Origin of the sequence: Alcaligenes sp. SDU_A2, assembly GCF_038237375.1 — a bacterium.
GTDB lineage: Bacteria > Pseudomonadota > Gammaproteobacteria > Burkholderiales > Burkholderiaceae_B > Alcaligenes.
This window is the reverse complement of the sequence record NZ_CP151273.1, coordinates 2,178,524-2,192,121: the sequence shown is the minus strand read 5'-3', so window position 1 is coordinate 2,192,121 and position 13,598 is coordinate 2,178,524. Positions and strand designations below refer to the sequence as shown.

General features: G+C 59.0%; 13 protein-coding genes. 7 read left to right on the top strand and 6 right to left on the bottom strand.

Annotated features, from left to right (window positions below; all coding sequences use genetic code 11):
* Positions 1 to 50: 50 nt before the first annotated feature.
* Positions 51 to 1,253: an amino acid aminotransferase gene (locus AADW57_RS10205; RefSeq protein ID WP_341666787.1), complete on the bottom strand. Its 1,203-nt coding sequence runs from the start codon at positions 1,251 to 1,253 to the stop codon at positions 51 to 53.
* A gap of 83 nt (positions 1,254 to 1,336) precedes the next feature.
* On the opposite strand from AADW57_RS10205, the gene uvrB reads away from it, so the two are divergent.
* The 7 genes from uvrB to AADW57_RS10170 all read left to right on the top strand — a co-directional run bounded on the left by uvrB (position 1,337) and on the right by AADW57_RS10170 (position 7,685).
* Positions 1,337 to 3,358: an excinuclease ABC subunit UvrB gene (uvrB, locus tag AADW57_RS10200; RefSeq protein ID WP_341666786.1), complete on the top strand. Its 2,022-nt coding sequence runs from the start codon at positions 1,337 to 1,339 to the stop codon at positions 3,356 to 3,358.
* 341 nt (positions 3,359 to 3,699) lie between these two features.
* Positions 3,700 to 4,188, top strand: a complete 489-nt coding sequence (locus AADW57_RS10195; protein WP_341666785.1) for a low molecular weight protein-tyrosine-phosphatase — start codon at positions 3,700 to 3,702, stop codon at positions 4,186 to 4,188.
* A gap of 141 nt (positions 4,189 to 4,329) precedes the next feature.
* Positions 4,330 to 4,815, top strand: a complete 486-nt coding sequence (gene iscR, locus AADW57_RS10190) for a Fe-S cluster assembly transcriptional regulator IscR (protein WP_341666784.1) — start codon at positions 4,330 to 4,332, stop codon at positions 4,813 to 4,815.
* Between the two features lie 21 nt (positions 4,816 to 4,836).
* Positions 4,837 to 6,018, top strand: coding sequence for an IscS subfamily cysteine desulfurase (locus AADW57_RS10185; RefSeq protein WP_341666783.1), 1,182 nt, complete (start codon positions 4,837 to 4,839; stop codon positions 6,016 to 6,018).
* A gap of 19 nt (positions 6,019 to 6,037) precedes the next feature.
* The gene (locus AADW57_RS10180) at positions 6,038 to 6,442 is read left to right on the top strand and encodes an iron-sulfur cluster assembly scaffold protein (RefSeq protein WP_341666782.1); all 405 of its coding nucleotides are present in this window, start codon (positions 6,038 to 6,040) and stop codon (positions 6,440 to 6,442) included.
* Positions 6,443 to 6,476: 34 nt separating this feature from the next.
* The gene (gene iscA / locus AADW57_RS10175; RefSeq protein WP_341666781.1) at positions 6,477 to 6,800 is read left to right on the top strand and encodes an iron-sulfur cluster assembly protein IscA; all 324 of its coding nucleotides are present in this window, start codon (positions 6,477 to 6,479) and stop codon (positions 6,798 to 6,800) included.
* Positions 6,801 to 6,806: 6 nt separating this feature from the next.
* Entirely contained in the window at positions 6,807 to 7,685 is an 879-nt protein-coding gene (locus AADW57_RS10170; RefSeq protein ID WP_341666780.1) for a methylglyoxal synthase, read from the top strand.
* Positions 7,686 to 7,864: 179 nt separating this feature from the next.
* Here the strand turns inward: AADW57_RS10170 and lysS are convergent, their stop codons facing one another.
* The 5 genes from lysS to infA form a co-directional block, all read right to left on the bottom strand.
* Positions 7,865 to 9,388 (bottom strand): lysine--tRNA ligase, encoded by a 1,524-nt coding sequence (gene lysS, locus AADW57_RS10165; protein ID WP_341666779.1) that lies wholly within the window; start codon positions 9,386 to 9,388, stop codon positions 7,865 to 7,867.
* Between the two features lie 12 nt (positions 9,389 to 9,400).
* On the bottom strand, positions 9,401 to 10,138 hold the full coding sequence (locus AADW57_RS10160; RefSeq protein ID WP_341666778.1) for an SDR family NAD(P)-dependent oxidoreductase: 738 nt from the start codon (positions 10,136 to 10,138) through the stop codon (positions 9,401 to 9,403).
* A gap of 1 nt (position 10,139) precedes the next feature.
* A protein-coding gene (gene prfB, locus AADW57_RS10155) for a peptide chain release factor 2 (RefSeq protein ID WP_341666777.1) occupies positions 10,140 to 11,244 on the bottom strand; the annotation gives its coding sequence in 2 pieces (ribosomal slippage) (positions 10,140 to 11,162 and positions 11,164 to 11,244; 1,104 coding nt in all).
* Positions 11,245 to 11,370: 126 nt separating this feature from the next.
* A complete protein-coding gene (locus AADW57_RS10150; RefSeq protein ID WP_341666776.1) occupies positions 11,371 to 13,080 on the bottom strand; it encodes a methyl-accepting chemotaxis protein in 1,710 nt (569 codons plus the stop codon).
* A gap of 115 nt (positions 13,081 to 13,195) precedes the next feature.
* Entirely contained in the window at positions 13,196 to 13,465 is a 270-nt protein-coding gene (gene infA, locus AADW57_RS10145) for a translation initiation factor IF-1 (RefSeq protein WP_341666775.1), read from the bottom strand.
* Positions 13,466 to 13,598: the final 133 nt, after the last annotated feature.

Below are 13,598 nucleotides of genomic sequence, written 5' to 3'. Positions count from 1 at the left end.
AAACGAAAAACGCCCTTCCGTAGAAGGGCGTTGGAGGACGCCGAGGCGTTTTACTTCAGGACGGCAGCAATGGCATCAACCACATGGTCGATGTTCTGGCTGTTCAGGGCAGCCACGCAGATACGGCCGCTGCTGACCGCGTAAACACCGTGCTCGTTGCGCAGGCGCTCTACCTGCTCGGCATTCAAACCGGAGTAAGAGAACATGCCGCGCTGCTGTAGCACAAAGTCGAAGTTCTGGGCGATGCCACGGGCTTTCAGTTTGTCTACCAGTTGGCTGCGCATGCTGCGGATTCGATCGCGCATGCCGGCCAGCTCGTCGGACCAGGTCTGGAACAGTTCGGGCGAATTCAGGACTGTAGCCACGACCTTGCCACCGTGCGTAGGCGGGTTGGAATAGTTGGTGCGGATAACGCGTTTGACCTGGCTGAGCACACGCGAGGTTTCGTCTTTGCTGGAGGTCACCAGGGTCAGGGCACCGACACGCTCTCCGTACAGCGAGAACGATTTGGAGAAGGAGGAACTGACCAGCATGGACAGGCCCAGCGCGGCAAACTGGCGCACGACGCCGGCATCCTGGTCCAGGCCGTCGCCAAAGCCTTGATAGGCGATATCCAGGAAAGGTACCAACTTGTGTTCCTGGATGACCTGGGCCACCTGTGCCCACTGTTCGGCCGAGGGGTCCACGCCGGTGGGATTGTGACAGCAGGCATGCAGGACTACGATGGACTGGGCAGGCATGGCGCGCAGGGAAGCGAGCATGCCTTCGAAATTCAGGCCATGTGTGGCGGCATCGTAATAAGCATAGGTGTCGACCACGAAGCCGGCGCGCTCGAACAGGGCGCGGTGGTTTTCCCAGCTGGGATCGCTGATGAAGACCTTCGAGTTAGGCAGTAGCTGCTTCAGGAAATCGGCCCCGATCTTCAGGGCACCCGTGCCACCCAGGGCTTGCACGGTCAGGGCGCGGCCTTCGGCGATGACTGGCGAGTCTGCGCCTAGCAGCAAGGTTTGTGCGCCTTTGTTGTAATGTGCGATGCCTTCGATGGGCAGGTAGCTACGGGCCGTGGCACTGGCGGCCAGGGCCTGTTCGGCTTTCTGGACGGCCTGCAGCAGGGGGATGCGACCTTGATCGTCGTAGTACACGCCAACGCCCAGATTGACTTTGCCGCTACGTTCGTCGGCATTGTATTGTTCGTTCAAACCCAGAATAGGGTCGCGGGGAGCCAGTTCGACGGTTTCGAAAAGCGTTGTCATGATAATGTGGGGACGATGCCTGAAAGTGTGGAAAAGTGAAGCATTAATGTGATAATAAGGGGTTACCCTAAAGCGTGTCTAGCATGAATTTTGAGCCTGCGTTCCTTGAATTTCCGGGTAGTTCCTTCAAGCTCTTTCAGCCGTATCCGCCGGCCGGCGATCAGCCGGGCGCAATCGAGCAGCTCGTGCAAGGCATCGATGACGGGCTTATGTATCAGACCTTGCTGGGGGTGACGGGTTCTGGCAAGACCTACACCATGGCCAATATTATCGCCCATACTGGCCGGCCGGCCATTGTGCTGGCTCCCAACAAAACCCTGGCCGCTCAGCTCTATGCGGAAATGCGCGAATTCTTTCCGCGCAATGCGGTTGAGTATTTCGTCTCTTATTACGACTATTATCAGCCCGAGGCCTATGTGCCTTCGCGCGATCTGTTCATCGAAAAAGATTCGTCCATCAACGAACATATCGAACAGATGCGTCTGTCGGCCACCAAAAGCCTGCTGGAGCGTCCTGACACCATCATCGTAGGTACGGTGTCCTGCATTTACGGCATCGGCAATCCCGGCGATTACCATGCCATGGTACTGACCCTGCGCACGGGCGATCGTATTGCGCGCCAGGAATTGCTGGCACGCTTAGTGGCCATGCAGTACGAACGCAACGATCTGGATTTTCAACGGGGTGTGTTCCGAGCGCGTGGCGAGGTCGTGGATATTTTTCCGGCGGAAAACGCCGAACATGCCTTGCGTGTCACCTTGTTCGACGACGAACTGGAGTCGTTGGAGTTGTTCGATCCCTTGACCGGCAAGGTTGTGCAGAAGCTGAACCGCTTTACCGTGTTCCCCAGCTCTCACTATGTGACTCCGCGCGATACAGTGCTGCGCGCCATCGAGACCATTAAGCAGGAACTGCGCGAACGCGTGAGCTATCTGGTCAAAGAGGGGCATTTGGTCGAGGCCCAACGCCTGGAGCAGCGCACGCGCTTCGATCTGGAGATGTTGCAAGAATTGGGCTTTTGCAAAGGGATCGAGAACTATTCCCGGCATCTGTCTGGCGCGGCACCCGGCGATCCGCCGCCCACGCTCATCGATTATTTGCCGCGCAATGCCCTGATGTTCATTGACGAAAGCCATGTGACCATTGGCCAGCTCAGCGCCATGTATCGTGGCGACCGCTCACGCAAGGAAACCCTGGTGCAGTTCGGCTTTCGTCTGCCTTCGGCCACGGACAACCGGCCGCTCAAGCTCGAGGAGTTCGAGACCCGCATGCCACAGACTGTATTCGTGTCGGCTACACCGGCGGCGTACGAGCAGGAGCATGCCGATAATGTGGTCGAACAGGTGGTGCGGCCTACCGGTCTAGTCGACCCGGAGATCGATGTGCGTCCGGCCACCACGCAGGTCGACGATTTGCTCGGGGAAATCAAATTACGGACGGCGGTGCAGGAGCGGGTGCTGGTCACCACCCTGACCAAGCGCATGTCCGAGGATCTGACCGATTATCTGGCGGAAAATGGCATTCGCGTGCGCTATCTGCACTCGGATATTGATACGGTGGAACGGGCCGAGATCATCCGCGATTTGCGCCTGGGGGCGTTCGATGTATTGGTGGGCATCAACCTGCTGCGCGAAGGGCTGGATATCCCCGAGGTGTCACTGGTCGCGATTCTGGACGCCGACAAAGAAGGATTTTTGCGTTCCGAGCGTAGCTTGATTCAGACCATAGGCCGGGCGGCGCGCAATCTGAATGGCAAGGCCATTCTGTATGCCGACAGAATTACCGATTCGATGCGCCGGGCCATTGACGAGACCGAACGGCGGCGGGCCAAGCAGATTGCATTCAATCAAGAGCACGGGATTACGCCGCGCGGTGTCAATAAAGCGGTGCGCGAATTGATCGATGGCATTGTGGCACCCGATCCGACCGCCTTGTTGCACGAGGACATACCGCAGGCCTTGCTGCGCGACGAAAAGGCGGCAGCCCGCGAAATCAAACGGCTGGAAAAGGAAATGATGGAGCACGCGCGCAATCTGGAGTTCGAACAGGCCGCCGCTGCGCGCGACAAGTTGCAGCGCCTGAAAGATAAACTGTTGTTGGGTTGAGATGACCCGGGGATGAAAACTGCGAGCTCACCGTTAGGCATCGTTGTTTCTGTTGTGTATGCACAACTGTGCCGGACGAGTTTCTTCGATGCATGAATCTCTTAGGCGCGATTGAAAAAAGTCCTTGCGTGCCGTGTGTCGAGATTGCTGCAAGGGGCGTGCGGCCGCAGGCGGCTGGTGCCGGGGCTTTTGTCCTGTTAAGAAAAAAAGCGCTATCCATGTCTGGGTCGGCGTGTCTTTCACGGCCGCTGCCGGGAAGAGGGCCAGGCCAATAGGGCTGCGGCTTCAGGCGGGTTTGCGGCTTGCCTTATTTGGGGTTTTCCCTCAGACTTTTACGCACTATGAGTAAGGTTCTTTTTGTCTGTACGGGAAATATTTGCCGCTCGCCCAGCGCAGAAGGCGTCTTGCGTCGTCTGGTCAGCGAGGCCAGTCTTTCCCAGGCCATCCAGGTCGATTCGGCCGCCACCCACGGTTTTCATGTGGGCCAGCATCCCGACACTCGGGCTCAACTGGCTGCCCGCAAGCGCGGTTACGACATATCCACCTATCAGGCGCGCCAGGTCGGACGCGACGATTTTCGCGATTTTGATCTTATTCTTAGCATGGATTGGGAAAACCACGCTGCCTTGCAGCAAATGTGTCCCAAAATCTATCGTCATAAACTGATGTTGCTGATGCGTTTTGCCTCGGATCACGAAGCTGCTACGGTGCCGGACCCTTATTACGGCGGCCAGGAAGGCTTTAATAAAGTCCTGGATTATCTTGAAGATGCCTGTCAGGGTGTGTTCGAGCAGGTACGCAAGCGAATCCCCAACTGTCAGGCGGCCTAACTCAAGCGCTGACTGTCCGGCGCAAGTGTAAAACAGGCAGCTCAGGTACCGTGGTTTCCCGCTCATTTGTTATACTGGACCAAATTGGTCGGGTTTGCGTGCGCATATCCGGCCGCTTTAGCCTTTGGCAAGGAAACTATCATGCGTTTGACGACAAAAGGGCGTTTCGCCGTGACCGCGATGATCGATCTTGCGCTGCGCCAGCAAAGTGGTCCTGTGACGCTCGCGGGCATCAGCCAGCGGCAGGGCATTTCGCTGTCCTACCTGGAGCAATTGTTTGGCAAGCTGCGTCGCCACGAACTGGTGGACAGCGTGCGCGGGCCGGGCGGCGGGTACACATTGGCCCGCTTGGCGCGGCATATTACCGTTGCTGACATCGTGTTTGCCGTGGACGAGCCTGTGGATGCCACCCAGTGTCGTGGCAAGGGCAATTGCAAGCAGGGGACTGATGGCCTGAAGGGCGAGTGCATGACACACGAGCTATGGGCCACGCTTAGCCGTAAAATGGTGGATTATCTGGATTCCGTTTCGCTGCAGGATCTTGTCGATCAGCAGCGCCTGCGTCAGCTCAGGCAGGCCGCCCAGGAGGCGGGGCATCCGGAAGAATGCACCTTGCAGGCCGGCTAGAGCCGCCGGTCCGGAGTACTTATGACCCACGCCCCGCGTATCTATATGGATTATTCGGCTACCACGCCGGTCGACCCCAGTGTGGCTCAGGCTATGATTCCTTGGCTATCCGAGCGTTTCGGCAATCCGGCGTCCAATAGCCACCCTTATGGTTGGGATGCCGAAGAGGCTGTCGAGCGCGCACGCCGGCAGGTCGCTGCCTTGGTGAATGCCGAGCCGCGCGAAATCGTCTGGACCTCCGGTGCCACCGAGTCGATCAATCTGGCGCTCAAGGGGGCGGCCCAGTTCTACCAAGGGAAAGGGCGTCACATCATTACGGTGCGCACCGAGCACAAAGCCGTGCTCGATACCTGCCATGCCCTGGAAGAGCAGGGCTTCGAGCTTACCTTCCTGGATGTGCTGCCCAATGGCTTGGTGGATCAAGACGCTTTTGTGCGGGCCATTCGTCCCGATACCATTCTGGCTTCGGTTATGTTGGTCAATAACGAGATCGGTGTCATCCAGGATGTGTGTGCTCTGGGAGCCATCTGCCGAGAGCACAAAATCCTGTTTCATGTGGATGCCGCGCAGGCAACGGGCAAAGTGGCGATCGACTTGCAGGAATGGCCGGTGGATCTGATGTCCATGTCCGCCCACAAGACCTATGGACCCAAGGGTGTCGGTGCTTTGTATGTACGGCGCAAACCCGCCGTGCGCCTGAAGGCGCAGATCCACGGCGGCGGCCACGAGCGGGGCTTTCGTTCCGGTACTTTGGCTACTCATCAGATCGTGGGCATGGGCCAGGCGTTCGAGCTGGCCGGTCAACACATGGATCAGGAAAATGCGCGTATCCGCGCTTTGCGCGACCGCTTATGGGCAGGTTTGCAGCAGATCCCAGATGTGTACCTGAACGGCGATCTGGATCAGCGCGTGCCGCATAACCTGAACATCAGCGTGGATCACATCGAGGGCGAAGCCCTGATGATGTCGCTGACCGAGCTGGCGGTCTCCAGCGGGTCGGCCTGTACGTCGGCCAGTCTGGAGCCGTCCTATGTGCTCAAGGCTTTGGGGCGCAGCGATCAGCTGGCGCACAGCTCCTTGCGTCTGAGCCTGGGTCGGTTTTCTACCGAGCAGGATGTCGATGCGGCCGTGGCTGCCATCAGCGCCAAGGTTGAGCACTTGCGCGCCATCTCGCCGCTTTGGGCTGAAACGGCGCAGGCCTGAAGGCAGTGGACGATACGCAATGCAATATAACAACACCGTAATGGATCACTTCATGCACCCCCGTCATGTGGGCGTCATGGAAAGCAGCGATGCTGATGTAGGCACAGGATTGGCCGGAAGCCGCGAGTTGGGTGCGATCATACAGATACAAGTGCGTGTGGCGCAGAATGGGCTGATACAGAATGCGTGCTTTAAGGCCTATGGCTGTGGCTGCACGATCGCGGCGGCATCGCTGGCGGCGCAGTGGCTGCAAGGGCGCTCTCTGGAGCAGGCAGGCGACTTTTCCCAGGCCTATGTGCAGCAGGAACTGGATCTGCCCGCCATCAAGGTGCATTGCGCTTTGCTGGCGCTGGAGGCCGTCCAGGCGGCTTTGGCGCAGGCGCAGAACAAACTGGCGGCGCAGCGGTCTCAGCTAGTGGGCTGAACGCTTCGCCCGGCTTTATCATTAGGACACGATTATGGCTATTTCTCTTACGCAAGCGGCGGCGGATCATATCCAGCGCCACCTTAAAAAACGGGGCGGTGGTTTAGGTCTGCGCTTGGGCATACGCCTGACGGGGTGTTCGGGCATGGCATACAAACTCGATTTCGTCGATGAGGCGACGCCCGGCGATCAACTGTTCGAGGAGTACGGCATCAAGCTGTTTGTCGATCCCAAGAGTTTGCCTTTTATTGATGGCACGCAGGTCGATTACGGCCGGGACGGCTTGAACGAAGGTTTTAAATTCATCAATCCAAACGAGAAAGCCTCCTGCGGGTGTGGCGAATCGTTTACTGTGTAGGAACACATGTCACTACGTTTCGGTTTGGCGGCCAATCAACTGCATCACGATTCTGCAGACGCGGCCTTGTTTCAGTGGCTGCGGCGCTCGGCCAGCGGCATACGCGAACTGGAGATCGAACTCTACACCGTGGGTCGTACCTGTAATGCCATCGAGCGGTCAGGTTTGTTGGAGGGCTATTCGGGTCTAGTCCGTTACCCCTATGGACGTGAAGGCGGCTTGATGAAGCTGGTGGCGCGTGTCACGCAAAGTCCCGATGGTACACCGCCGTTTGACGGCGCTATTTATTTAATCGATCCGGTCGATCCTTCGTCTATTTTCCCCGAAGCATTAGCCTTGAAGCGCCAGTGCATTACGCATGGCCGGCCTTTTATTTCTACCTTGATGGGGGCCATTGAGTGGATCGAGGTCGAGCGTCTTAGTCGGGGTCTGTGGCCTGATTCCAGCCACAAGCGTCTGTTCGATTTCTCCGGCCAGACGTTGGCCTTGATTGCCCACGATGCGCTCAAGGACCGTATGGTGGCCTATGCCGACGAGCATTTTGATCTGCTGTCGCGTTTTGCCCAGCGTGTCGGTACAGGTACGACCAGTGGTCGTCTGAATGAACTGGCCTGGTCCAAGGGCTGGCCCAAAGATATTCCCTGGGTGCAGCCTTATCTTAGTGGCCCCCTGGGTGGCGATGCACAGATTGCCGAGCTGGTGTTGGAAAACCGCTGTCAGCGAGTTGTTTTTTTTGAAGACCCGCATGTGGCCCGTCAACATGAAGCCGATATCCAGTTGCTGGAGCGTGCCGTGCGTGTGGTGTCCGACAAGGCCAGCTGTTTTGCCTCGCCAGAAGTCGCTCATAAGTGGGCGCATGCAATGGCGCGTTTGCCTCGGGACTGACCTTTCCCTTAGGGCAGCGCTTTCTGTGCAATATCACAGGCCGGCTTGCACCGGCCTGTTTTTTTATTGATGTCGTTGCCGTAGCGCAGAAACGAATACGCACAACAAAAATGCCAGTCGGCGTTGCGCCAACTGGCATGATTGCTTTTGGCAGAGCATGCGGCTCATGCTCGATTGTTTCAGTCTTCTCGGCGCAGATGCGGGAAAAGAATGACGTCACGGATGGCCGGACTGTCGGTCAGCAGCATGACCAGACGGTCGATGCCGATGCCGCAGCCGCCCGTGGGTGGCATGCCGTATTCCAGAGCACGGATATAGTCGGCGTCGTAGTACATGGCTTCTTCGTCACCGGCGTCCTTCGCCTGGACCTGAGCCTGGAAGCGTGCGGCCTGATCTTCCGGGTCGTTCAGCTCGGAGAAACCGTTGGCGATTTCGCGGCCGGTGGCAAACAGCTCAAAGCGTTCGGTAATGCCATCCTGATTGTCGGAGGCGCGTGCCAACGGGGACACTTCGACGGGGTAGTCGATGATGAAAGTGGGGTGCCAAAGCTTGCTTTCGGCGGTTTCTTCAAACAGCGCCAGTTGCAGGGCACCTAGGCCGGCCTCGCGCAGCGGTGGCGCGTTGACGTCTACTTTCAGGCGGCTCAGTTCGGTGCGCAGGAATGCAGCGTCCGTCAACTGTTCCTGGGTGTAGGAAGGCGCGTACTTCTGAATGGCACCGGTGATGGTCAGGCGGTCGAACGGCAGGGCCAAGTCCAGTTCACGGCCTTGGTACTGGAGTGTGGCCGTGCCGCGTGCGCTGATGGCCGCCTGGCGGATCAGGCTTTCTGTGAAGTCCATCAGCCACTGGTAATCGGTATAGGCCGCGTAGAACTCCATCATGGTGAATTCAGGGTTGTGACGCGGGCTGACGCCTTCGTTGCGAAAGTTCCGGTTGATCTCGAAGACGCGCTCGAAACCGCCTACGATCAGGCGCTTCAAGAACAGTTCGGGCGCGATGCGCAGGTACATTTCCATGTCCAGCGCATTGTGGTGCGTGACGAAAGGCTTGGCCGATGCGCCGCCTGGAATGGGGTGCAGCATGGGCGTTTCCACTTCCAGGAAGTCGGCTTGCAGCATATGCTGGCGGATGCTGCCGATGACTTTGCTGCGCGCCAGAAAGGTCTCGCGTGTGTCCTCGCCCATGATGAGGTCCACGTAGCGCTGGCGATATTTTAGTTCCTGGTCGGCCAGGCCGTGGAATTTGTCGGGCAGTGGGCGCAGCGACTTGGCCAGCAGGCGCACCGAGGAGGCGTGTACGGAAAGTTCGCCTTTGTTGGTTTTGAAGACTGTGCCTTCCACCGCCAGAATGTCGCCGATGTCCCATCCCTTGAATTCCGCGTAAAGCTCTTCCCCCAGGGCGGCCTTGTCCAGGTAGATCTGGATGCGACCGCTGCTGTCCTGCAGGCTGGCGAAGCTGGCTTTGCCCATGACGCGCTTGAGCATCATGCGGCCGGCGACTTTCACCGTCTTGTTCAATTCGGCCAGGGCGTCTTTGTCCTGCTCGCCATATTGGGCATGCAGCTCGGCGGCGTGAGCGTCGGGGCGAAAATCGTTGGGGTAGGCGATGCCGGACTGACGGATGCGATCCAGTTTGGAGCGGCGTTCGGCGATCAGGCGGTTTTCGTCCACGGCGGGCGTAGCGGTGTCTAGCTGTTCAGTCATGTTATTAAGTATCTATTCGTAGTGGCGGATGTCGTCCAGGGTATGGCTGCCAAACGCCGGGCTGTCCAGGTGGCGCAAGATCCGGTCGGCGGTATCGTGCGCCGTGCTGAGCTGGCCGTACTGGTGCAGTTCGAGAAAGCGGTTCAGTCCCGGGAAGTCGTCTCGCGACTGTTGGCGGATATGGGACTGCATATCGGTGTCGATGACGCCGGGAGCCATTGAACAGGCTTGAAGCGAAGGGTTTTCCAGTTGCAGGGTCTGAGTGTAGAAATCCAGGGCTGCCTTGCTGGCACCGTATACGGCCCAGCCCGATACGGGCTTGCGGCCCGCACCCGAGGAAATGTTCAGGACCTGGCGACGCGCGGTGGCGGGCGTGCCTTGCATAAAGGCAGCGGTCAGGTTCATGACGCTGGCCAGATTCAATTGCAATGCACGGGCGATGGCCTGCGCATCGAGCAGATCGGCGGTCTGGGCTACCGGATCGACCGTTCCTGCGTTGTTGATCAGCACGAAGCGCTCAGCGTGTTCCTGCCGCAGCATTTGGAGCAGTGCTGTACAGGCCTGGGCGGCACCATGCACGGTGGCCAGATCGGTTTGGATGTGCTGGTGACTGGAGCCATGCACTGGCAGCGACAAGGGGCTGCGGGCCAGGGTGATCAGCCGATGGCCAGCGGCCAGGCTGCGCAGCGCCAACGCATGGCCCAGGCCCCGTGACGCGCCGCTGATTACAGTGAGCGTTGTGCCGGCCATATTAGACACCTTGCTTTAGGCTGGCCTGGATGAAGGGGTCCAGGTCGCCGTCCAGCACCTTCTGGGTATTGGAGATTTCTACGTTGGTGCGCAGGTCCTTGATACGGCTCTGGTCCAGCACGTAGGAGCGGATCTGGTGGCCCCAGCCTACATCGCTTTTGGAGTCTTCCAGCTTTTGCTGCTCGGCCATGCGATTGCGCATTTCCAGCTCGTACAGGCGGGACTTGAGCATTTGCATGGCTTCGGCGCGGTTGCGGTGCTGCGAACGGTCGTTCTGACATTGCACCACGATGCCGGTAGGCTCGTGGGTCAGACGTACGGCCGAGTCGGTCTTGTTGATGTGCTGTCCGCCCGCGCCGCTGGCCCGATAGGTGTCCACGCGCAGATCCGCCGGGTTGATTTCGATCTCGAAGGAGTCGTCGATCTCGGGGTAGACGAACACGCTGGAAAAAGAGGTGTGGCGCCCGTTGGACGAGTCGAAGGGGCTTTTGCGCACCAGGCGATGCACGCCGGTCTCGGTGCGCAGAAAGCCATAGGCGTAGTCGCCTTCGATCTTGATCGTGGCAGACTTGATGCCGGCCACATCGCCATCGGATTGTTCCAGGATTTCGGTTTTGAAGCCTTTGTTCTCGGCATAGCGCAGGTACTGGCGCAGCAACATGGAAGCCCAGTCCTGAGCTTCGGTCCCGCCGGCACCGGCCTGAATGTCCAGGAAGCAGTTCATGGGGTCGGCTGGATTGGAGAACATGCGACGGAATTCGAGTTCTTCGATGCGTGCGGCCATGGCGTTGCAATCGTCTTCGATGGCAGCAATGGTGGCATCGTCGTCATCCATCGCCGCCAGCTCGAACAAGTCGCGCGCGTCTTTCAGGCCAGTATGCAGCGTGTCCAGCACGCGCACGACGTTTTCCAGGCTTTTCTTTTCGCGGCCCAGGTCCTGAGCGTGTTGGGGATTGTTCCAGACGTTGGGGTCTTCGAGCTCGGCGTTGACTACATGCAGGCGTTGCGCTTTGTCATCGTAGTCAAAGATACCTCCGAAGAGCGTTTTCCCGCTCCGAATAGTCGTCCAGGCGGGCTTCGAGTTGATTGAGGCGTTCCGATTCCATGTTCAGCGGGTTTCCTGTGATTGGTGTGCAAGCTCCCGCTGCGTCGCTCAAGGCAAGGCGGGAAACCCTTGATTTTACCCGTATCGAATCGATGTGGCACGCATTTACGTGCTATCGGCCCGCTTTTTAGTGCATGGCGGCCAGACGCAGGGTCGATGGACCTGCCTTCGGGGCGGGGGCATCCGACCAGGGCTCGGGGGCATCGACCGTTTGCGATTCGGCTTGCGTGGCGGTCTCGTCCAGCTGGAAATGGGCGACGACTTCCGAGAGGGTGTCGGCCTGCTCTAGCTGCAACAAGGTCGTGGCGGCGGCATGCTGCACCAACTGGCTATTGCGGCGCGTGATCTGATCCAGCTGGGTCATGGCCTGGCTGACTTGCTCGACGCCTTCCGCCTGTTCGCGCGAAGCGTGGGCAATATCGGTCACGATAGTGCGTACTTTTTCCACCGTCTGCTCGGTTTCGGACATGGCTGCTCCGACCGAGGCGGCTGCCTGGCTGCCGGCATTGATCTGTTCGACCGAGCGCGATATCAGTGCCTCGATATCCCGCGAGGCATCCGAGGAACGTAGCGCAAGTTGGCGCACTTCGGTAGCCACCACCGCAAACCCGCGTCCCTGGGGGCCGGCGCGGGCTGCTTCTACGGCGGCATTCAGGGCCAGAATATTTGTCTGAAAGGCGATGTTGCGGATCAGATGGGTGATCTCACCCATGGTGCGCGAACTCTCGCCGATGTCGCGCATGATCTCCAACATGCTTTCGGCCGCCTGATTGCCATGGCGCACCTGTCCGGAGGCCTGCTGCGCCAACTGGTCGGCGTGCTGCGCATTGTCTGCATTCTGGCGGACGGTGTGGGCCAACTGGTTCATGGTGCCCACGGTTTGCTGCACGCTGCTTGATTGCTCTTGAGTGCGCAACGCCAAGTCCTGGTTGCCGCTGGAGATCGTCTGGGAGCCGTCGGTGATCAGTTGAGTTTGGTGGCGAATCTGCTCGACAGCACGTTGCAGGCCTTCTCCTATGCCGTTCAGCGCCGTCAGCAGTTCGCCTATTTCGTCTTGGCGGTGCAGATTCAGGCGGGCGGTCAAGTTGCCGCTGGCCAGTTCATTGGCCAGGGCCACACCTTGGGCGATGGGCTGCTTGATGGATCGGTACAGCAGCAGCAAGGTCAAGGCGCTGACCAGGAAAAACAAGGCCAAGGCGACCAGTGCCAGCCAGAACGCCCGGTCGCTGGTATGTCCGGCCTGCTCAAGCCGGGCGTCCAGGCGCTGGCTGACCTGCTGATCCAGCGCGTCTATGGTCGTGGCGATGTCGGCGGCGGCCTTGGTGTACTGCTGGCTGAACACCAACACTTTGGCCATCAGCGAATTGGGCAGGGCCACACGCACGCCGCCGGCACCGTCATCGAACTGGCCGCTGGCGGTACTGATGGCTTCAATCTGGATCTGGCTCAGCGCCAGGGTTTGGTCGTAGGCCGAGCGTAGCAGGGCTTGCTCATCGGGCAGCAGATCAATGTTCGCAAAACGGGCCAGCATGCTTGCGCTCAGGCCGTCTGCGTCGGCTTGCCGGCCCGTAAACACATCCAGCAGACGCTCGAAATTTTGTTGAAATTCGGGCTGTTCGCTGGAAACAAAGGCAATGGTCTGCCGGCTGATGGATTCGGTGACGCGCTTGAACTCGTTGGCCAGTGTGGTGGCTTGATAGCGCTGGGCTTCCAGTTGTTTGAGTTGCTCGATGCTGGATGTCAGGTGTTGCAGAGCACTGAAGATCAGCGCCAGGAACAGGCCCAGGACGGCGAAATAGGCAATGAAACCTGTCTTGAGGGTAAGCAGCTTTTTCACGGCGGACTCCACAGTGTGTCGAGTACGCCACTTCTACGGATATCCGTGCCGCACCCCTGTCATAACCTGTGATCTTTGCATCGAATTGTGACAAGGGTGTGTCGATTCGCCCGGCTTATCGCTTGTGCTGTGTGCGGCGGGGGGCCACTGCCGCGCCGACGCGTTTGGGCAAGTGACGGAAGGTGATGCGACCTTTGCTCAGGTCGTAGGGAGACATTTCCAGTGTAACGGCGTCGCCCGCCAGAATACGGATATGGTGCTTGCGCATTTTGCCGCCGGTATAGGCAATGACGGCATGACCGTTGTCCAGCGTGACGCGAAAGCGCGAGTCAGGCAGGATTTCGGTGACGGAACCTTGCATTTCAAGTAGCTCTTCTTTGGCCATAGATCGGGACTCCTAAAAAAATGAATATGTCCCGTCGGGCCCGGAGAGGGCGGGACGGGAGAACGTCGTCGCGAGAGCGGACCGATGGACCGGCTGCGCCGGCGCGGGTGGTCTGGGTCGCACAATGCCCGCA